General features: G+C 60.7%; 19 protein-coding genes. 15 read left to right on the top strand and 4 right to left on the bottom strand.

What is annotated here, in order from left to right; genetic code table 11:
• Positions 1-288 precede the first annotated feature (288 nt).
• Complete coding sequence (locus QMA15_RS05375) at positions 289-636, top strand: hypothetical protein (RefSeq protein WP_133727532.1); 348 nt, start codon at positions 289-291, stop codon at positions 634-636.
• 194 nt (positions 637-830) lie between these two features.
• On the opposite strand, the gene QMA15_RS05380 is transcribed toward QMA15_RS05375, so the two are convergent.
• A complete protein-coding gene (locus QMA15_RS05380; RefSeq protein ID WP_259119345.1) occupies positions 831-1,172 on the bottom strand; it encodes a hypothetical protein in 342 nt (113 codons plus the stop codon).
• A 243-nt stretch (positions 1,173-1,415) separates the two neighbouring features.
• Between QMA15_RS05380 and QMA15_RS05385 the strand changes: the two genes are divergently transcribed.
• Positions 1,416-1,934: a DinB family protein gene (locus QMA15_RS05385; protein ID WP_279163959.1), complete on the top strand. Its 519-nt coding sequence runs from the start codon at positions 1,416-1,418 to the stop codon at positions 1,932-1,934.
• Here QMA15_RS05385 and QMA15_RS05390 read toward each other — a convergent pair whose 3' ends face one another.
• Both QMA15_RS05390 and QMA15_RS05395 read right to left on the bottom strand, forming a co-directional pair.
• Positions 1,935-3,407: a mannitol dehydrogenase family protein gene (locus QMA15_RS05390; protein WP_279163958.1), complete on the bottom strand. Its 1,473-nt coding sequence runs from the start codon at positions 3,405-3,407 to the stop codon at positions 1,935-1,937. It abuts the gene before it with no gap.
• A gap of 7 nt (positions 3,408-3,414) precedes the next feature.
• The gene (locus tag QMA15_RS05395; protein WP_031331962.1) at positions 3,415-4,425 is read right to left on the bottom strand and encodes an NAD(P)-dependent alcohol dehydrogenase; all 1,011 of its coding nucleotides are present in this window, start codon (positions 4,423-4,425) and stop codon (positions 3,415-3,417) included.
• A 139-nt stretch (positions 4,426-4,564) separates the two neighbouring features.
• On the opposite strand from QMA15_RS05395, the gene QMA15_RS05400 reads away from it, so the two are divergent.
• From QMA15_RS05400 to QMA15_RS05460, 13 genes are all read left to right on the top strand, one after another.
• A complete protein-coding gene (locus tag QMA15_RS05400) occupies positions 4,565-5,563 on the top strand; it encodes a sugar-binding transcriptional regulator (RefSeq protein WP_021334180.1) in 999 nt (332 codons plus the stop codon).
• 63 nt (positions 5,564-5,626) lie between these two features.
• Positions 5,627-6,979, top strand: a complete 1,353-nt coding sequence (locus QMA15_RS05405; protein ID WP_021334181.1) for a sugar ABC transporter substrate-binding protein — start codon at positions 5,627-5,629, stop codon at positions 6,977-6,979.
• Positions 6,976-7,926 carry a sugar ABC transporter permease gene (locus QMA15_RS05410; protein ID WP_019748978.1) on the top strand — a complete coding sequence of 317 codons (951 nt, stop codon included), beginning with the start codon at positions 6,976-6,978 and terminating at the stop codon, positions 7,924-7,926. Before QMA15_RS05405 ends, QMA15_RS05410 begins: the two co-directional genes overlap by 4 nt.
• Entirely contained in the window at positions 7,926-8,792 is an 867-nt protein-coding gene (locus tag QMA15_RS05415) for a carbohydrate ABC transporter permease (protein ID WP_020969937.1), read from the top strand. Before QMA15_RS05410 ends, QMA15_RS05415 begins: the two co-directional genes overlap by 1 nt.
• Positions 8,793-8,819: 27 nt before the next feature.
• Positions 8,820-9,914 carry a sn-glycerol-3-phosphate ABC transporter ATP-binding protein UgpC gene (gene ugpC / locus QMA15_RS05420; protein ID WP_279163957.1) on the top strand — a complete coding sequence of 365 codons (1,095 nt, stop codon included), beginning with the start codon at positions 8,820-8,822 and terminating at the stop codon, positions 9,912-9,914.
• 95 nt (positions 9,915-10,009) lie between these two features.
• Positions 10,010-10,927 (top strand): carbohydrate kinase, encoded by a 918-nt coding sequence (locus QMA15_RS05425; protein ID WP_279163956.1) that lies wholly within the window; start codon positions 10,010-10,012, stop codon positions 10,925-10,927.
• Between the two features lie 95 nt (positions 10,928-11,022).
• On the top strand, positions 11,023-13,239 hold the full coding sequence (locus QMA15_RS05430; protein WP_279163955.1) for an MMPL family transporter: 2,217 nt from the start codon (positions 11,023-11,025) through the stop codon (positions 13,237-13,239).
• Between the two features lie 18 nt (positions 13,240-13,257).
• Positions 13,258-14,460 (top strand): sensor histidine kinase, encoded by a 1,203-nt coding sequence (locus QMA15_RS05435; RefSeq protein WP_019748973.1) that lies wholly within the window; start codon positions 13,258-13,260, stop codon positions 14,458-14,460.
• The gene (locus tag QMA15_RS05440) at positions 14,457-15,131 is read left to right on the top strand and encodes a response regulator transcription factor (RefSeq protein WP_195791293.1); all 675 of its coding nucleotides are present in this window, start codon (positions 14,457-14,459) and stop codon (positions 15,129-15,131) included. Before QMA15_RS05435 ends, QMA15_RS05440 begins: the two co-directional genes overlap by 4 nt.
• Before the next feature lie 64 nt (positions 15,132-15,195).
• Positions 15,196-16,500: an HNH endonuclease signature motif containing protein gene (locus QMA15_RS05445; protein WP_290283743.1), complete on the top strand. Its 1,305-nt coding sequence runs from the start codon at positions 15,196-15,198 to the stop codon at positions 16,498-16,500.
• Positions 16,501-16,810: 310 nt separating this feature from the next.
• The gene (locus QMA15_RS05450) at positions 16,811-17,938 is read left to right on the top strand and encodes an NDMA-dependent alcohol dehydrogenase (protein WP_019748970.1); all 1,128 of its coding nucleotides are present in this window, start codon (positions 16,811-16,813) and stop codon (positions 17,936-17,938) included.
• Positions 17,939-17,974: 36 nt separating this feature from the next.
• Positions 17,975-18,814, top strand: a complete 840-nt coding sequence (locus tag QMA15_RS05455) for a serine hydrolase domain-containing protein (protein ID WP_279163953.1) — start codon at positions 17,975-17,977, stop codon at positions 18,812-18,814.
• A 128-nt stretch (positions 18,815-18,942) separates the two neighbouring features.
• Entirely contained in the window at positions 18,943-19,452 is a 510-nt protein-coding gene (locus tag QMA15_RS05460; protein WP_003941617.1) for a DUF3145 domain-containing protein, read from the top strand.
• Between the two features lie 125 nt (positions 19,453-19,577).
• Here the strand turns inward: QMA15_RS05460 and QMA15_RS05465 are convergent, their stop codons facing one another.
• Positions 19,578-21,011, bottom strand: coding sequence for a carboxyl transferase domain-containing protein (locus tag QMA15_RS05465; RefSeq protein ID WP_003941597.1), 1,434 nt, complete (start codon positions 21,009-21,011; stop codon positions 19,578-19,580).
• Between the last annotated feature and the right edge of the window lie 60 nt (positions 21,012-21,071).

A 21,071-nucleotide genomic window follows, 5' to 3' on the forward strand; every position in this document is an offset into this window, starting at 1 on the left:
ATCATGTCGACAAGTTGGCCACCCTTGATGTTCTGCGCCACCCGTGATCAAACCGGGCAATCGGAACAAAGTGCTTGTCGAAGAGTTACAGTTGATGTTAATATGTAACGATAAGTCGCAAATGAACAGCGGCTTCGAAGTCGCGCTACCGGAAGCCGATGGGCGCCGGGGGAGATTGGTCTGCTGTCGATGCGCGACGCCGTTGGGTGGCACAGATCAAGGCTCTGCGAGTTGCTCCCGGTCGCACCCCTGATCAACCTGACAGACCAACGTAACGGAGAACGTACTGTGACAATCAAGAACTCGATCGCGCCTGGTGTCATAGCCGATCATGGAAACAGGTTGTTCGGCAACACTATTCGATCAGCTGAAGGTGAGGAACTCGTCCAGCGGCTGAATGCCATGTTCGAGCGAGCGAACAGCACAGGTCAGGTGGTGAATCAACGAGAACTCTCGACCGTGCTTTCTGTGCGGAGATCCGAGGGTTCCCCGGGCGACCGGTCGATTCCGGCGCCTGACAGGCTGATGCGTGCGACCGAGGGACTCTCGTACGAATCCCTCTCCTTGTTGATTTGTGCGGCCAAGCATTTGCTGCGTTCGGAAGGCGTACATGTCGACTCGGCGCCCTTCACCTGAAGGAACGACGAGACCAGTTGAAGCCTCGGCCAGCGTCGCGTCACAGGATCTTTGACGTTGAACTGAAAGCTCTGGGGAATTTCAAGTGACCGGCCGTCGCAGACGAACGAAAATTTGTCACCAACGGAATGGCGTTGATACGTCGCTGTCCGGAATTCCGTTGTGCGAGGGGCGAACCAGACGTCCAGTGTTGCTCAACCGCAGGATCCTGATTCTGCCTTCTCGAATGCCTCCTCGATGCGCTGACGCCCCTCAGCGTCGAATCCCCTCCAGTCGCGGTATGGTCCGCTCATGTATTCGCGGACTCGATCGATCGGTGACGCGGAATCGCTAGGAGTACGTCCCAATTCTTCGGCCAATCCGAGTATCGACTGGCAGATCTTTTCGACGGAGTCTGGTACTTCGAGCCTTCGGACCCACGTTCCGCCCGTTTCGGTTGTTGTCGTTGCGGTGTCGGGTTGCTGCACTGTCTGCGACCCGCAGCCCGCAATCAACAAGCCGGCAGCGAGAGTGGACAAGGCGAGCGAAGAGCGCATGTTACGAATCAAACCAGATGCCGCAAACGATGATGGAAATACGGACCAACATTCGCCCCGGGCACTCGAATGAAGTGAATTGACGACCACCGCCTGCTCTTGCTGTTGCGCGGCTCGGGTGCGCCCACTTCCGCGCCACACGCGGAGAGCGTCAGCACGAAGGTAACCGAAATACCGAGCACGATTCGCTTCATCTGCCGATCGAAGCAGACTGACCCCGCCCTGGCGGACTATTCTCGATCCATGCCGATCACCCCGGATACAAAGAACTGGACCTGGGTCCTCGAACGCCCATGCGGCGAGTGCGGGTTTGATTCGTCCGCTGTGGCGTTCGCGGATGTTCCAGATCTTGTGCGTAGCAATGCCATCTCGTGGGCCGAGGTACTGGAGCGCGAGAATGTGACGGAGCGACAGGACAGCGAAACATGGTCAGCGCTGGAGTATTCCGCCCACGTACGCGACGTGTTCCGGATCTTCAAGGTGCGGTTGGAACAGATGCTCGAATTCGACGATCCGCGATTCGAGAACTGGGATCAAGACGCAACAGCCGAGGCCGAGCGGTACAACGACCAAGATCCGGCAACGGTGGCATCGGAATTGTCCGACGCCGCGGCGGAAGTCGCGAACGCCTTCGAAACCGTGCCAGAGGGTAGCCGCCAACGACGGGGTCTCCGCAGTGACGGATCGGCGTTCACAGTCGAATCGTTGGCGGCCTACTTCATTCACGATCCGATCCATCACCTGCACGACGTCTCGGCGTAGTCAGAGCCCGCGAACCTCCTCGAGGGTTCTTCTGGCTCCGACGGAGTGCAACGAGTCGAGGGTCTTTCGGAAGCTTGCGACAAATCTGCGATCGTCCACGAGATCGCCGAACACTTGTCGGTACCCGATGAAGGCCAACGGGTCGCTCGACTGTTTCTGGGCGAGCGGCACCAGAGTGTCCGACAGCTGATCGACGACGGTGATGGGATCTCCGTTCTCGTCTGTGCCCTCGGCGTAGCGGGCCCAGCTGGCGACAATTGCGGTGGACAGGTTGATCGACCCGCCGGTGTCGAGTTGGGTCCGGATGACGGGTAACAGCCACTTGGGAATTCGATCGGACGACTCGGCGCACAGACGTGCAATCGTGTCGCGGACCTGGGGGTTCGAGAATCGTTCGATGAGGGTCTTCTTGTACTGATCGAGGTCGACGCCGGGTACCGGATCAAGGGTCGGCGTCGCTTCCAGATTCATGTAGTCGAGCAGGAACCCTGACAAGAGTTCGTCCTGGCATGCCTCGTGGACCAGGCGGTATCCGGCAAGGTAGCCGAAGTACGCGATGCCTTGATGGCTGGCATTGAGAAGGCGCAGTTTCATCAGTTCGTACGGGCGAACATCCGGCACGAGATTGACGCCGGCATTCCCCAGAGGTGGCCTGCCTGAGGTGAACTCGTCCTCGAGGAACCACGCGGTGAACGGCTCAGCTGCGACCGGCCACTGATCGTCCACGCCAAACGTCTCGGCGATCTCGGTGGTCACCTCGGCTGTCGTGACGGGTGTGATCCGGTCGACCATGGAGTTGGGGAAGGCGCCGTTCTCGTCGATCCACTCCGCAAGTTCGGGATCCTTCAGAGCGGCGAACGCTCCGACAGCCGTCCTTGCGACCGATCCGTTGCCTTCGATGTTGTCGCAACTCATGATCGTGAACGGGGTGAGGCCCCGGTCGCGACGGAGTGCGAGTGCCGCACAAATCAGACCGAAGGTGGTGCGGGGGAGTGTTCCCGGCTCGAGATCGTGCATCACATCGGGATGGGACGCGTCGAACTCGCCCGTAGTGTGCGAGATGTTGTATCCGCCCTCGGTGATGGTGAGAGATACGATTTTCGTCGATTCGGATGCCATCTTTTCGATCACCGCCTCCGGATCGTCGGGCGCGAACAAGTACTCGACGATCGACCCGATGACCCGGCCCTGGAGGGTTCCGTCAGCATGCTTGAGCGCCAGCGTGTAGAGGCCGTCCTGCGCGCGGAGTGCGTCTTTCATTCGCTTATCCGACGGCATCACTCCCACTCCGCAGATTCCCCAGTCGAAGGCTTCACCTCGTCGCAGGAGGGTATCGATGTACATGGCCTGGTGTGCACGGTGAAAGCCTCCGACACCGAAATGCACTATGCCGGTGGTGACTTTGCTCCGGTCGTAGTTCGGCACTTCGAGTTCAGCATCGAAGTCGAGCAAGGTGTTCGTATTGAGTTCCATGAAAGTTCTAGTCTCCTTCGGCGACGATGACTACGGCTTTGATGCTGCCGGGAATGCGATCGGCCACCAGGGCCTCTTGCGATCGTTCGAGTGAAAAGCGTGCTGTGACCATCGAATCCAGATCGACGCGCCCGGCAGCGACCAGTGCGGCGGCGATCGGCCACGTGTTGGCGTACCGGAACACTCCGGTGAGCATCAGTTCGCGATTCTGAATGATCGGGACCGGCAACGGTATCTCGTCGGCACCCATTCCGACCAGAACGACGGTCCCAGCGGGCCGAACTGCGTGAATCCCGTCGATCACTGCGGCCGTGGCACCCGAGGCGTCGATGAACGCATCGACGGCCAGCGAGCGTACGTCGCTTTCACGAGGATCAACGACGGTTGTTGCGCCGAATTTCAGTGCCACATCACGCCGGGCCGCATCGATGTCCGAGACGATGACTTCCGTCGCGCCGAATGCCTTGGCCACCTGCGTCGTCACGATTCCTACCGGGCCGGCGCCGGCGATCAACACACGAGAGCCGGCAGTGATTCCCGCTTTCTGGGCTGAGGCGATCCCTACGGAGAGTGGCTCGAACAGCGCAGCTGCCTCGTAGGACACGGAATCTGCGATGGGATGGGCGAAGTCGGCACCGATCGTGACGTAGTCGGTCAGTGCACCGTCGATCGGCGGCGTCGCGAAGAACTCCATATGAGGGCAGAGGTTGTATCTGCCTGCCTTGGATTCGGGACTTGTCGGATCGGGCTTCTGAGGCTCGATGGAGACGCGCTGCCCGATGCGTCTTGGGTCGACGCCGTCACCGACTGCGGCGATGCGTCCAGATGCTTCGTGTCCGAGAACGAGCGGTGAGTTGACTACGTAAGGGCCGATGCGACCTTCGTGAAAGTAGTGCGCGTCCGACCCGCACACGCCCACTGCATGGATGCGAACGAGGACTTCACCCGTCTTCGGGGACGGTCGTGGTCTCTCGACCATCTGCATCTTTCCGGTCTCAACGAGGACATTTGCCCGAATTGTCGCAGGTAGATCGACGGATTCTCCGGAAACTGTTGTGTGGGTCACAACGTAGATGTTAGCTTAATGAGCATAAGAACATCTAGTGAGCATCTGCTCACGATCAAGAAACTTTGAACCTGATACACAAGGAGACCGTGTGAACCAGTCGGCTCAGCCCGCAGGACTCAAGTCGTCGAAGTTGCCGGCTTCCGAGGATGTGCGGCTCGCCTTGCGGGCAGCGACCATGTATCACCTCGAAGGCGCTACTCAGGCGGAGATTGCAGCGAAGTTGGGCGTCTCGCGGCCTACGGCCGGGCGGCTGTTGGCCAGGGCGCGGACGCAAGGTTTGGTCAGGGTCGAGATTATGGTGCCGCCGGAGCTCGAAGGTTCGGTGAACACGGAGTTGGAATCGAAACTGGAGAAGCACTTCGGGTTGGCCGAAGTTTTGATTGTGCCCGAAGCAAATTCGGACTCGGACGATCCGGACTTCGACGCGCTCGGCCGACGAGCAGCGGAAGTTCTGGTTCGTCGTCTGCAGCCGTCGAGCGTTCTCGGGTTTACCTGGGGTCCGGAAACCGTTGCGGTAGCAGGATCTTTGCCAGACAAGGCGGCGAAGTGCTCGGCTGTGGTACAACTTGACGGCTCCATGACGGTGACCGACTACCAAACCGGTGTCGACTTCACCATCGGCCGATGTGCACAACAGTTGCAGGCCAATCCTATTCGCCTCAATGCTCCGCTATATGCCGACCCGGCGACTGTGGAGTCGATGCGAAACGACTCGGTCATCTCGAAGGCGCTGCAAGCCGGAACTGATTCCGACATCATGGTTTTCGGAGTTGGTGCCGTCTCGACTGCCACGACCTTGTTTGCCGGTAGCTTCGTCGACTCGACCATGCTGGACGAGTTGGAAAGTCGAGGCGCTGTCGGTGAAATCGGCGGCCGTTTCTACACGATCGACGGCAATCCAGTGGAGGGGCCACTGCCTGAGCGAACGGTCTCCGTATCGCTCGACGCAGTGAAATCCTGCGATCAGACGATTCTGATTTCGGGGGGAACACACAAACGCCAGGCCGTTCTGGGCGCATTGCGCGGAGGTTTGGCAAACGTACTCGTCACCGACGTCGAGTGCGCCCAGTGGCTGCTCGAAGGCTAGCGATCTCACGAGTTTCGCTGTCCGAGCGCGCGACTGACACGCAAGTGTGAAGGAAGGTAATCCGTGAAAACAGGAAGACGAGTGTGGGGCGCTGCCGCGGCGGCGCTCTGCCTCCTGGTGTCGGGATGTGCGGGCGCTGGTGCGCTCGGTGGTTCCGGCGAACGAACAGTCACCATCGCGATGGTGTCGAATTCGCAGATGCAGGACGCCATCAAACTGGCGCCGGCTTTCGAAGCCGAGAACCCTGGCATCGACCTCAAATTCGTCAGCCTTTCCGAGAACCAGGCGCGCGCCAAGATCACAGCGTCGACGGCAACCGGCGGCGGTGAGTTCGACGTCGTGATGATCAGCAACTACGAGACACCTCAGTGGGCCGCCAACGGTTGGCTCACGAACCTGTCCGAGTATGCAGACAAGACGCCCGGTTATGACGAGGACGACTTCATACCGTCGATCAAGACTTCTCTGTCATACGAGGACAGTATGTTCGCGGTCCCGTTCTACGGGGAGTCGTCGTTCCTGATGTACCGCAAGGATCTGTTCGATCAGGCGGGGATAACAGTTCCCGAAGACCCGACGTGGCAAGAAGTTGCAGGTTGGGCAGCGCAGTTCGACAACCCGGATGCCAAGATGGCGGGAATCTGTTTGCGTGGAAAGCCTGGCTGGGGTGAGGTACTCGCGCCGCTGAACACCGTGATCAACACCTTCGGTGGACGCTGGTACGACGAGAATTGGAATGCGCAGCTGACCAGTCCGCAGGTCGAGGATGCGGTTCAGTTCTACGTGGACACGGTCAAGGAGCACGGTCAGCCGGGCCCTGCCACAAGCGGATTCGGTGAATGTGCAACACAATTCGCGCAAGGCAACACGGCGATGTGGTACGACGCGACGTCGGCTGTGTCGGTTCTCGAGGACCCTGCGTCGTCGAAGGTAGTCGGCAACATCGGATATGCGAAGGCCCCGAAGGTCGAGAAGTCCGATCCTGGTTGGCTCTACACCTGGGCGCTCGGAATCCCGGAGTCGGCAAAGAACAAAGATGACGCCTGGAAGTTCATTTCCTGGATGACGAACAAGGACTACATCCAGAAGGTCGGAACCGAACTCGGCTGGTCGAGAGTTCCTCCGGGAAGTCGCCTATCGACCTACGAGATTCCGGAATATCAAGAGGCCGCACAGGCATTCGGTCCGATCACCCTCGAATCGATCAACAATGCAGATCCGAAGAACCCGACAGTGCAACCGGTTCCGTACACCGGCGTCCAGTTCCTCACCATCCCTGAGTTTCAGGACCTGGGCACTCGCGTCAGCCAGCAGATCAGTGCTGCCATCGCGGGTCAGAAGAGCGTGAAAGAAGCACTCGAACAATCCCAGCAGTATGCCGAGGTGGTCGGCAAGACCTATCAGGAGAACCGATGACTACGGTTGCCGAGCCCAGAACTACGGTGGACGACGCGCCACCGGTCCGTGTCGAAAAGAAGATCTCCCGCGCCGAGGGTTGGCGTCGTAGAGGTCCCCTGTTGCCGGCGTTGATCTTCTCGATCGTCGTCACCCAGATTCCGTTCCTGTTCACCCTCTACTACTCGACGCAGTCGTGGAACCTTGTCCGGCCGGGATCGCGGCACTTCAACGGGTTCGACAACTACATCGAGGTTTTCAAGGACAGTCAGTTTCGGGAAGTCGCGGTCAACACGGTGATCATGATCGTGGGTACGGTCATCGTTTCGGTGATCCTCGGACTCGCGTTGGCACTCCTACTCGACAGAGCCTTCCTCGGTCGCGGGATCGTGCGGACACTGCTGATCACGCCATTTCTCATCACCCCCGTCGCTGGCGCATTGCTCTGGAAGACAACAATGTTCGACCCGGTGTTCGGTATCGTGAACTTTGTCCTCCAGCCTTTCGGTGTCGGCCAGGTCGACTGGGTCAGCAAGTTTCCGCTCGCCGCCGTCATGATCAATCTGATCTGGCAGTGGACGCCTTTCATGATGCTGCTCATTCTGGCCGGCTTGCAGTCCATGCCCCGAGACATCCTCGAAGCCGCACGGGTGGACGGAGCCAAGCCGTTTGCGATGTTCCGCGAACTGACACTGCCGCACCTGCGCCGCTTCATCGAACTCGGTGCAGTTCTGGGTGCGATCTACCTCGTGAACACCTTTGACGCGGTGTACATGATGACGTCGGGCGGGCCAGGCGTGGCCAGCTCGAACCTGCCGTTCTACATCTACCAGCGCGCATTCCTCGGCTTCGACGTAGGTCAAGCTGCGGCGATGGGTGTCGTGACAGTGATCGCGACCATCATCGTCTCGACACTTGCGCTCCGATTGATCTTCAAGAGCTTCACCGGCAACGAGGAGGCGGCGTGATGACTGCCGTAGAGACGACAAGCGCGACGACCGACAAACCCGTCGTCAAGAAAAAGAAGAGCAGTAAGTTCAGTCCGTGGTCGGTCGTGGCGTGGATCGCCGCTCTCGGATTCTTCTTCCCGGTCTTCTGGATGGTCCTGACCGCGTTCAAGACCGAGGCAGACGCCTACACGGACCCGCCGAAGCTGTTCTTCACTCCCACCCTCGAACAGTTCCGTGCCGTCCTCGATTCCGGTCTGGGTACAACGCTGGCGAACTCGGCATTTGCCACCGGAATGTCGACGATTCTTGTTCTGCTACTGGGTGTTCCGGCTGCGTTTGCATTGTCTCTTCGCCCGGTGAAGAAGACCCAGGATGTGCTGTTCTTCTTCATCAGTACCAAGATGCTCCCAGTCGTCGCCGCAATCGTGCCGCTGTACGTGATCGTCAACGACATCGGATTGCTCGACAACATCTGGGCGCTGGTCATCTTGTACACATCGATGAATCTGCCGATCGCAGTGTGGATGATGCGTTCGTTCTTTCTCGAAGTCCCCGGCGAGCTTCTCGAAGCCGCCAGCATGGACGGCGCGAGTTTGTGGACCTCGGTTCGAGAGGTGATCCTCCCGCTGATCTCGCCCGGAATTGCTGCGACTGCGCTGATCTGCGTGATCTTCTCGTGGAACGAATTCTTCTTCGCAGTCAACCTGACAGCTGTTCAAGCGCAGACGATTCCGGTCTTCCTGGTCGGGTTCATCACCGGCGAGGGCCTGTACTGGGCTCGGCTCTCCGCGGCAGCGACCATGGCGGCATTGCCCGTCATCCTGGCCGGTTGGTTCGCCCAGAACAAACTGGTGCGCGGCCTGTCCTTCGGTGCAATCAAATAATTCTCCTCACCCTCTCAGGAGTTCGTCATGGCTGAAATCTCGTACCAGAAAGCGTCTTGCATCTACGAAGGTGCCGGGACCCTCGCTGTAGATTCACTCGATCTTGACATCAAGGACGGGGAGTTCATCGTGCTCGTCGGTCCGTCAGGTTCCGGAAAGTCCACGGCCCTGCGCATGTTGGCAGGGCTCGAGGACATCGATTCCGGTGCGATCACCATCAACGGCAAGGACATGACCGATGTCCCGTCGAAGGATCGCGACATCGCAATGGTCTTCCAGAATTACGCGCTGTACCCCAATAAAACCGTCGGCGAAAACATGGGGTTCGCGTTGAAGATGCGCGGTGTGCCCGTCGAGGAGCGTAAGAAGAAAGTTGCCGAAGCGGCCAAACTGCTTGACCTGACGGAATACCTCGACCGCAAACCGGCCAAGCTTTCCGGTGGTCAACGGCAGCGAGTTGCCATGGGCCGAGCAATCGTTCGTGAACCGCAAGTGTTCTGCATGGACGAGCCGCTCTCCAACCTCGACGCAAAGCTACGCGTCCAGACCCGCACGCAGATCGCGGCGTTGCAGCATCGTCTCGGAACCACCACCGTCTACGTCACGCACGATCAGGTGGAAGCGATGACGATGGGTGATCGCGTGGCAGTGCTCAAGGGCGGCAAGTTGCAACAATTCGCTTCTCCGACCGAACTTTACGATCGGCCGGCCAATGCGTTTGTTGCCGGCTTCATCGGATCTCCAGGTATGAACTTGGTAACGGCGCCGGTCAGTTCGGGTGGGGTGCGTTTCGGCGACGTCGAGGTTCCGCTGGACCGCGAGCAGATGGCGGCAATCGCCGCGGCCGGTCTGGCTTCGGTCACAGTAGGAATTCGGCCCGAGCAATTCCAGGTGGTTGCTGCCGGAGACGGAATCGCAGCTCAGATCGACCTGGTAGAGGAACTGGGCAACGAGTCGTACATCTACGCACACGTGCCTGGAACCGAAGCCGACCCGATCTCGCTCGTTGCACGCACCGGCGGGCGATCGAAGCTGCAGTACGGCCAGACGCTGGGCTTCGAGCGGGTGGACGGTCCTGTTCACCTCTTCGACCCGACTACGGGTGAGCGCGTGGGTAGCTGAATCCCACCACAATCGTGACCTGCTCGGCACCCGAACTCGTTCGTGCCGAGCAGGTCACATCCATCTTCGACTGGTGAGAAGGTTAGGGTCTACCGATGAGTGATACACGCGAACGATCCGTCGTGGTGTGTGGTGAGGGACTGGTTGATCTGGTTCCGGTGGGGGAGAACTTCTCACCCAAGTTGGGCGGTGGACCGTTCAACGTTGCGATCGCGGTGGGTCGACTCGGATCCGACGTGGGATTCGTCTCTCGCTTGTCCACCGACGCGTTCGGAGATCGGATGATCGACTCGCTGGCCGCGTCGAATGTCGACACGACCGGAGTCGAACGTGGGCCCGAGCCGACAACTCTGGCCGTCGTGAACCTTGCAGCGGACGGAGGTGCGCGGTATTCCTTCTACCTCGAGGGAACGGCGGATCGACAGTTCGCGCTGCCGAAACTTCCCTCTGCCCGGGCATTCTCGTTCGGGACGCTGTCGCTGGTGCTCGAGCCCGGGGCCTCCGCTTACGAAGCCATGCTGCACGAAGCACACGCCCGCGGTCGACTCACCATGGTGGACCCCAACATTCGTCCGGCGGTGATCTCGGACCCGGAAGCATATCGAGGACGATTTCGTTCGTGGTTGCCCGCCATCGATATTCTCAAAGTGAGCGACGACGACGCGAAGTGGTTGGGTTCGGTCGACGGCGCCGAGTGGCTCGACGAAGGCGTCGGCGCCGTACTGCTCACCCGTGGCGGTGACGGGTTGCGGTTGATCACCAAGGAACTCGATGTTTCGGTGCCCGCGCCCGCAGTCGACGTCGCGGACACGATCGGTGCGGGCGATACCGTTCACGGAGCCCTGCTGGCCTACCTTGATCGTCACGATGCACTCGACGTCGCCGTTGTGCGCGGGTTCTCCGAGGCAGATTGGTCGGCCGCGTTGACCTTTGCCGCACGCGCGGCAGCCGTCACCGTGTCACGACCAGGGGCGGATCCGCCGTGGTCAAGGGAGTTGGGCCTGCCCGTCTAGCACTGGGGACCACCGCCCTACTGCGAGCGCAGTACGTCGAACTGCCTACCTGTGCACGATGTGCGACGGGGTCGTGTATCGGCACAGTGATACGCATGTCGATATTCCTGTACAAACTCTCGCGACTCGCGTTTCGTCGTCGCTGGGCAATGGTGGGCTTCTGGGTCGTCCTGCTGGTGGCGGGCGGAGTAGGCGCAGCAACGCTGTCCGGTCCGACCGTCAACACATTGTCGATCCCGGGCACAGAATCGCAAGCGGCACAGGACCTTCTGGCTGAACGGTTCCCGGAATCGTCCACCGGCGGAGCCAGTGCTCGCATAGTCTTCGAATCTCCGGCGGGCACGACGCTCGCCGATCCGGCCATTCGACAATCCGTCAGTGAATTGGTCTCTGCGCTCGGGAAGGACCCCGAGGTTGCAGCGGTATCGGATCCGTATGCATCCGGCGGAGTGTCGCCGACTGGGACGATCGGATACATGCAGGTCTCCTATACAGCCGACTCGATGGACTTGCCGGGCAGTTCGAAAGAACTGCTCGAGTCCGCTGTCCACGACGCCTCGGATTCAGGGCTGGCAGTCGATGTTGCCGGCAACGTGCTGATGGAAAGCAGCGCCGAATCGATGGGAGAGGTGATCGGAGTCGCGATCGCCGCGGTGGTGCTGACCGTCACCTTCGGTTCCTTGGTTGCGGCGGGGCTTCCTTTGATCAGCGCGTTGATCGGCATCGGCATCGCGATCTGCACGATCACCATCGCAACTGGTTTCATCGAATTGGGTTCGAGCACAACCGTCCTGGCAATGATGCTGGGGCTCGCCGTGGCGATCGACTATTCGCTGTTCATCGTCTCGCGCTACCGCTCCGAACTACGTGACGGACATGATCCGGAAATTGCTGCGGGCCGCGCAGCGGGGACTGCGGGTTCGGCCGTAGTGTTCGCGGGGTTGACCGTCCTTATCGCACTGGCCGGACTGTTCGTCGTGAACATCCCGTTCCTGACAAGCATGGGTCTGGCTGCAGCATTCGCAGTTGCTGTTGCAGTGGTGATTTCACTGACGCTGCTGCCCGCCACACTCGGATTTGCAGGGTCGCGCGTCCTGAGTCGGTCTGATCGTCGACTGCTGGCGTCCGGCGGTGAACTGACACACCGGAAACAGTCGGAGGGGGCGGGCTCGCGATGGGCCAAGTTCGTGATCCGGCGTCGAGTTCCTGTTTTGCTCGCGTCAGTCCTCGGGTTGGGATTGCTGGCGATCCCCACCTTCGGAATCAACCTGAGTTTGGCGAGCCCACCAGTGCCCGACACAACTGCCGCCAGGGCTACCGACCGACTATCCGAGGGGTTCGGTGCCGGGTTCAGCGGTCCGCTCATGGTGGTCGTCGACGTTGCCGACGCCACCGATCCGGCAGCGGCATTGAGCGGCGCCCAGGAAAAGCTCGGTGCTCTGCCCGACGTAGCGGCAGTGACGCCGCCAGCACTCAATCAGGCCGGCGATACAGCAGTCATCACGGTGGTTCCCTCGAGTGGCCCGGAAACCGAGGCAACAAAGGCGCTCGTCGCAGATATACGTGAGGTCGCCGGATCACTGACCGACGAGACCGGGGCCACGATGTCGGTCACCGGTCAGACAGCGTTGACGATCGACGTCTCGGATCGCCTGGCTGATGCCCTCGTTCCCTACCTCGCATTGGTCGTCGGCCTCGCCTTCATTCTTTTGATGCTGGTGTTCCGCTCGATCTTGGTACCGCTCAAGGCAACTCTCGGATTTCTGCTCTCGATCGGTGCGACGTTCGGTGTGCTGGTCGCGATCTTCCAGTGGGGTTGGTTCGCCGGCATTCTCGGAATCGAAGGCCAAACCGGATCAATTGTGGCGATGTTGCCCATCTTCATGATCGGCATCGTCTTCGGGTTGGCGATGGACTACCAGGTGTTCCTCGTGACCAGAATGCGTGAAGCGTTCGTCCACGGTGACGGACCGGACGAAGCAGTCGTGAAGGGCTTCGACCAGGGCGCGCGAGTCGTCACGGCCGCGGCGCTGATCATGATCGCCGTTTTCGCGGGCTTCATCTTCGGCGGCGACGCCTTCATCATGCAGATCGGACTCGGACTCTCGTTCGCGGTTCTGTTCGACGCCTTCGTGATTCGTATGACCGTCGTACCGGCCGTCATGTCCCTGTTGGGCTCGAAGGCATGGTGGTTCCCCTCATGGCTGGACCGGTTGGTCCCGAACGTCGATGTCGAGGGGGAGCAGTTGACTGCGCTGCTCGCAGATTCGAAGGAATCCAGTGAACCCACGAGCGACAAGTTGTCGGTATGACCCGGATACGGTAGATCGATGACTTCGACATCGACGTGGGGTCGATGGTGTGCGGAACACCCGCGCACCATCGACCTGGCACTGACGATCCTCGTGCTCCTTGCCACGTGGACGGCGCACCGCATCGCGCTCGATGGCAATGACACCCGCGAAGTAACAGTTGTGGGAGTCCTTGTAACAGCGATCGCAGCGGCAACCATCGTATTCCGGAGGCGCTACCCGTTCTCGGCGCTGGCGGTGGCAGTACTTCTCGGCGTATTGATGATTGCACTGTCAGCGCCGCCGAATGCCGGCACAGGTTCCGCGGCGATGGTGTGCCTCTACTACGTTGCCAGCACGAGTGACCGCCGGAGGACCTTCTTCGCAGCGGCGAGCACAGTCAGCTCGCTGATGCTCGTCACAATCTTCCTGGGAGTGGGGAACAATCTCCTGCAGGAGGCACTGGGGTTGTTGGCCTGGTTGCTGATGGCAAGTTTCGCCGGCGCCGAGGTCCGTTCTCGCCGAGCCTATCTGGAGTCCGTCGAGGCGCGCGCGGTGCAAGCGGAAAGAATGCGCGAGGACGAGGCCCGACACCGCGTCGTCGAAGAAAGGATGCGGATTGCGCGAGACCTGCACGACGTTGTCGCGCACCACATTGCCTTGGTCAACCTGCAAGTCGGGGTCGCGTCGCACTTGATCGGGAAAGACCCCGAGAAGGCGACGACTGCACTACGCGGAGTGGAGGAAACGTCCAAGGCGGCACTCGATGAAATTCGGGCCACGGTCGGAGTTCTCCGTGACGCTCAGGACGGTGATCGCTCGATGAAACCGGCTCCGGGGCTTTCGGATCTACCGGCACTGGTGGATCAATTCGTCAGTGCGGGAATGGAAATCGAAGTGCGCGCAGTGGGTTCGCTGCGCCCTCTCGGGCCAGCAGTAGACCTCACGGCGTACCGAATTATCCAGGAAGCACTCGTGAATGCGAGCAAGCATGCGTTGCCAGGGGCCGTCACCGTGTCGTTGTCGTACGAAGCCGAGGTTCTGGTGCTGTCGGTCGAAAACTCCGGAACGGCAGTGCCTTCGACGTCACCGCCCGGGTACGGACTGCTGGGAATGAAGGAGAGGGCACAGGCAATGGGAGGCGAGGTCTCAGCAGGATTCCGCGCGGACGGGGGATTTCGTGTGGACGCCCAACTGCCGCTGGTCTCGGTCTCCAGCGGTTCGGAGCGTGAGGAGTCGTGAGTATTCGGGTGGTAGTGGCAGACGATCAGGCGCTCTTCCGTCAAACGCTTGCGCTGCTGATCGGTTCGGAAGACGACATGGAGGTGGTCGCCGAGGCGGCAGACGGAGAGCAGGCATTCCAGGCGGCGCTCGAGCACCGACCCGACGTTGTTCTGATGGACATTCGCATGCCGGGCACCAGCGGAGTCGAAGCGACCGCCATGATCGCCGATCATCCGGATTTGACCGACGTACACGTACTGATCCTGACGACCTTCGAAGTGGATGAACATGTGGCACAGGCGATCCGGGCGGGAGCGAGCGGCTTCATCGGCAAAGGAATCCGAGCTGAGGATCTACTCGATGCTGTTCGGACGGTCGCAGGTGGGAACTCTTTGTTGTCGCCGATTGCGACCAGCGCGTTGATTTCTCGATTCCTTTCCACTCCTACGCGGGCCGACTCGACTTCTGGGATTTTCGGTCAATTGACACCACGCGAACTCGAAGTAGTAACCCTCGTTGCCCTCGGGATGTCCAACGACGAAATCGCCGCGGAATTGGTGATCAGCGCGGTCACGGCAAAAACCCATGTGAATCGGGCGATGACAAAACTGGATGTCCGCGACCGCGCGCAACTGGTGGTTCTCGCCTATCAATGCGGTGTGGTGATTCCGGGACGCTCGGTGGATTGACTCGAGAAACTCTTGACTCGAACGGGTGTTCGAGTATTATTTGGGGAGGGGATCGGGGGATTCAATGAGTGTCTTGTTGTCGGATGTGGTGTCTGGTTCTGCGGTGGGGTTGCGTGGACGTCTGTGGCGGTTGTCTGCTTCTGAGTTGCGTGCTGCTGCTATCGAGGCGAGTGCGGAGATTCTTCGTCTCGAGGCTGTGCGGGTGGCGGTGGTGGACGAGTTGTCGTTGCGGCCGGATGATCAGGTGATTGCCAGCCGCGGGGTGGGTTGCTGGTTGGCGGCGAACACGATGCTGCAGGTTCGGGACGGGAAGAAGATCGCCGCGTTGGGTGCGGCGCTTCGGCCATTTCCGGCGGTGGCGGCTCGGTTCGATGTCGGGGACTGCTCGTTCGAGCACGCGGTGTTGATCGTGGCGTTCTGCGAATCACCGCCGAAGGGCATGCCGGAGGAGGCGCTCCCTCGCTGTATCGATTTGTTGTTGGCTGCTGCCTCGGGGGTGGAGGCGACAACGACGAAGGTGCGGAATGTGATCGCGACTTTGGAGCGAGTGTTCGAATCGGATGAGATTCCGCCCGCCGAGGATGTGGATCGGAACGAGTTGCGGATCGCGTCGACGTTGAATGGTCGGGTGGTGGTGCGCGGCGATTTCGACGCCCTCACCGGTGAAATGCTGCTCTCCGCCCTGTCGAATCTGACGATGCCGACCCCGGCACCCGATGGAACCCCGGATACCCGGTCGGCAGCGAAGCGGACCGCGGACGGGTTCACGGAACTGATCCGGCGTTACCTGGACTGCGCCAAAACCGGCGCCGATGGTGGGCAGCGGCCGCACGTGAACGTGCACATCAACGCCCGCGATCTCGCTGAGCATCGGGACTGCGCCGCAACACCCGCTGCTCCTGATGGTGGAGCGGCTGTGTCGGATCTCGATGTCGGACATATGCCGTGGCTCGGACCACTCTCGGTCTCGCAGACCAGACTCCTCGGGTGTGATTGTTTCCTCTCCACTGTCCTGCTCGATGATCACGGGGCTCCGCTCGATGCGAAACCCGGGAAACGGTTGGTCACCGCGGAGCAGCGAGTGGCGTTGATCGCCCGCGACAGAGGCTGCGCGTTCCCCGGCTGCACATGTGTTCCCGCGTGGACCGATGCGCACCACATTCGGCACTGGGCCAACGGTGGCCCGACGGTGATGAACAACCTTGTCCTGCTGTGCCGTTCGCATCACCGGTTGATGCACCGCAAATCCGGGTTCGTCGGAAAATGGGTGATCCGCATCGGCGTCGACAACAAACCGTGGTTCATCCCGCCGCCCTCGATCGATCCGCAGCAGCACCCGCGGCCGGCGAACACCACATTCAAAACCTGAGGGGGCAAATCTCAGATGCACCAGAACGTGCCCAGGCCTGTCTCGGACCCGCTGCTCTGTGTCCGACCGATTGGTGGGAGGTGGAGTCGAATGGGTGCGTGCTTTCGGGGTGGCTCTACTTTCGGGTGCCCGTGTGGCCTGTCCCACTCAGTGGGTCATTCTTTCGTCGTCGCCAAGCCGGTTGTGCCAGGTCATTTGGACGTCTGACCTGCAGTTCAAAATCTTTCGTTAGAACACGTTCCAATTTCGCGGATTTGTGGCTATGGTCACAGAGATAGATGCGGGTGTGCGAATGAAAGGGTGAAGTGACGTGAAGACCAAGGGTGCAATCCTGTGGGGCCTCAATGAGAAGTGGTCCGTCGAGGAGATCGAGATCGGCGAGCCGGTAGCCGGCGAAGTTCAAATTCGCATGGAAGCGGCCGGAATGTGCCACTCCGATCACCACATCGTCACCGGCGCGACCCCGATGCCGTCGTTCCCGGTCATGGGCGGGCACGAGGGTTCGGGCGTCATCACCAAGCTCGGCCCTGAGGTCAAGGGACTGGAGGTCGGCGACCACGTCGTTCTGTCCTTCATTCCGGCTTGTGGAACCTGTCCGGCATGTTCGGCCGGACATCAGAATCTTTGTGACCTCGGGATGGGCCTCCTCAGCGGCCAGGCCATCAGCGACGGCACGTACCGGATCCAGGCTCGCGGCGAAAACGTGATCCCGATGTGCCTGCTAGGGACGTTCTCGCCCTACATGGTCGTGAACCAGTCGTCAGTGGTGAAGATCGACAAGGACATTCCGTTCGAGGTTGCTGCACTCGTCGGTTGCGGCGTCCCGACCGGTTGGGGATCGGCAACCCACATCGCCGATGTGAAGCCCGGCGAAGACGTTGTGATCATGGGCGTCGGCGGCGTCGGTATCAGTGCGCTACAGGGTGCGGTTGCATCGGGCGCTCGGTACATCTTTGCCATCGACCCCGTGCCGTGGAAGCGTGAGCAGGCTCTGAAGTTCGGCGCAACGCACGCTTTCGAAAGCGCTGCCGCTGCCATTCAGCCGATCATCGACGCCACGTACGGACGCATGGCGCAGAAGACGATCATCACCGTCGGCGAAATGAAGGGTGAGTACGTCGAAGAAGCCATGATTCTGACGGCAAAGGCTGGTCGTTGTGTTGTCACTGCAATGGGGCACCTGACGGACATGGATGTGAAGCTGAACCTGTTCCTGATGTCGATGCTTCAGAAGGACCTTCAGGGCAACATTTTCGGCGGTGGCAACGCTCGCCAGGACGTGCCTAACCTCCTCGCGATGTACAAGGCAGGCAAGCTGAACCTCGACGACATGGTCACTCGGACCTACACGCTCGAAGGCGTGAACGACGGGTACCAGGACATGTTGGATGGCAAGAACATCCGCGGCGTCATCCGCTACACCGAAGCTGACTGGTGATCGAAAGCGCAACTCTTGTGCCAGTAGTCTGATCGGGTGCCCAGTACTCACAGTCTCGACGTAATCCAGCAGTGGCCGGTCGACAATGCGGCAGCGGTCGTCCTCTCCGGGAATAATCCGGGTGAGGGCGACCGCATTCGTGGTTTCAGCGGCGACCAGTCGCATGTTTTCCCCCTGGCTTCGGTGACAAAACTGTTGTGCGCCTACGCGATTCTGGTGGCGGCGGAGGAAGGGGCGGTCGAGTTGGATGGGCCGGCCGGGCCTGAGGGGTCGACCGTTCGTCATCTCCTCGCACATGCTTCCGGGTTGGCATTCGCCGAACGTGTTGTTCAGGCGCCGGTGGCGTCGAAGCGGATCTACTCGAGTGCGGGATTCGAGGTGCTTGCCGAGTTGGTTTCCCGGGAGACCGAGATCGAGTTTGCCGACTATCTTGCCGAGGCGGTGTTCGCGCCGTTGGGGATGACCAGCGCGACTCTTGTCGGTCCTGCCGGTCACGGTGCACAGGCATCGGCAGACGACTTGGCCAAGTTCGCGGCTGAACTGCTCTCGCCGACCCTGATCTCGACGCAGACGTTCGCAGAGGCGACAACCGTGCAGTTCCCGGGGCTCAACGGAATTCTTCCGGGTTACGGCTCTCAGCGCCCCAACGACTGGGGACTCGGATTCGAAATTCGCGGCGACAAGCGTCCGCATTGGACAGGTCTCGAGAACTCGGCCGCAACTTTCGGTCATTTCGGCCAGTCCGGGACGTTCCTGTGGGTCGATCCCACGATCGATACTGCGTGCGTCGTGCTTACCGATCGCGACTTCGGTGATTGGGCCAAGCCTTTGTGGACTGAATTGTCAGATGGCGTAGTCGGTGAAGTTTCGCGATAGAGCACAAATTTCTCTCCTTCCACTGGCGCAACACGGGTAACACAAGGCACACTGTTCAATCGAGCGTGCTGCACGAACTCGACAGAGGTCGTTGGGGAAGACGTCCCTCGTCGAAGCAGGAGGCTCGAGTGCGCGAAATGAATCAATTCGCGGACGTGACGACTGGTGTGGTTTACATCCACTCGTCGCCCGCGGCGCTGTGCCCGCACGTGGATTGGGCTTTGTCCGCCACGTTGGACAGCCCTGCCAAGCTCAGATGGACCTCACAGCCTGCCTACGACGGACTTCTGCGTGCGACGACGGACTGGACAGGTCCCGTGGGAACCTGTGCCCGCCTGGTCGATTCGCTACGGGCGTGGCCGATGTTGCGCTTCGAGGTCACCGAGGACCCGAGCCACGGCGTCGACGGCGAACGGTACAGCCATGTGCCCGGTCTGGGCTTGTGGCGCGGATCCACCAGTGCGAACGGTGATGTCGTCGTTGGGGAGATGAAACTGCGGTCCATCATGAATTCCGGTGGAGACATCGCCGCGGAGATCGATCGGGCGATAGGCGCACCGTGGGACGAGGAACTCGAACCCTTCCGGAGTTCAGGCGAAGGCGCCGAAGTGACATGGCTGCGAAGGCGTGTCAGCTGATTCGGGTCCATCCTGAAACTCGGGGCGACCCTTTAGCTGGAATGACACAGACGTGCAGACAAAGACTTGAATGACAAAGGTGGGCCCCGCCGTATCGGCGAGGCCCACCTTGCTGTCCAGGGTTGTCAGAGCGGAATGTTCTTGTGGCGCGCACGGACAGATGGTGCAGACGCGAGCGCAGCGGTGACGATGCTGCGAGTCTTCGCCGGGTCGATTTCCTCGTCGACGACGCCGATTTCGACAGCGCGGTCGACGCCGCCTGCGATCGCCTCGTGTTCGGCAGCGAGACGGTCGTGCAATGCTTCACGCTCGTCGTCCGGTGCCGCAGCGAGAGCCCGCTTGTGCAGGATGCCGACAGCAGCCTTCGCCCCCATCACGGCGACTTCGGAGTTGGGCCAAGCGAAAACGGCCGTGGCTCCCAGTGCTCGCGAGTTCATTGCGATGTATGCGCCGCCGTAGATCTTTCGAGTGACGACGGTGACGCGGGGGACAGTCGCCTCGGCGAAGGCGTGAAGTAACTTCGCGCCGCGCCGAACCACGCCCTCCCACTCCATTGACACGCCAGGCAGATACCCGGGAACATCGACGACGACCACGAGCGGCACGCCGAATGCGTTGCACAGTCGCACGAATCGAGCGGCCTTCTCTGCACTTTCGGAGTTCAGGCACCCCCCGAGTCGCAGTGGGTTGTTCGCGATGACGCCAACGGTACGTCCGGCCATCCGGCCGAAACCGGTGACGATGCTCCGCGCGTAATTGCCTTGCAGTTCTTCGAAGCTCGACTCGCCTTCGACGTTGTCGAGCATTTCGTGAACGATGGGACGAACGTCGTATGCACGTTTTGCGGACGCAGGCATCATGGCGCGCAGATCGCTGTCGCCGAGTTCCGCTGCCCGCTGATCGAATTCGCCCTGCTCGCACATCATCGAGACCAGGCGGCGTGCGCGGTGCAATGCGTCGGCCTCGTCGTGTGCGGCGATGTGCGCGACACCCGACTTCTTGGTGTGTGTGTCCGGACCGCCGAGTGACACCATGTCGACCTGTTCACCGGTGACGCTGCGAACTACGTCTGGGCCGGTGACGAACACTCGGCCTTCCGGCGCCATGATCACGACATCGGTGAGGGCTGGACCGTACGCGGCTCCACCAGCGGCAAAGCCGAGCACGACGGAAATTTGAGGTATGAGACCCGACGCACGGACCATGGCCTCGAAGACCAGTCCGACTGCGTGGAGTGCTTCGACGCCTTCAGCCAGACGCGCGCCACCGGAGTGCCAGAGACCCACGATGGGGGACTCTTCCTCGATGGCGGTATCGATGGCTTTGACGAGGTGTTTGCAACCGTCGACGCCCATTGCGCCGCCCATGACGGTGGCATCGGAGCAGTATGCGATGGTGCGGACGCCGTCGATGTTTCCGGACGCAGCGAGCACGCCGGACTTGTCACGGGCGTGGAGCGGCACTGTTGTGCCGGGGTCGAACAGATTTTCCAGGCGCGCAAGAGGATCGCGCGGGTCTGTCGATGATTCGGACTTTGTCACGGGGGCCAGGATGGTCATCGCGTCCTCCTTCAGTACGAGCCTTGGGTGGAACGAAAGGTCGGTGTTGTCCGCGGGTGA

This window comes from Rhodococcus sp. APC 3903, assembly GCF_030407755.1.
Lineage (GTDB): Bacteria > Actinomycetota > Actinomycetes > Mycobacteriales > Mycobacteriaceae > Rhodococcus_F > Rhodococcus_F erythropolis.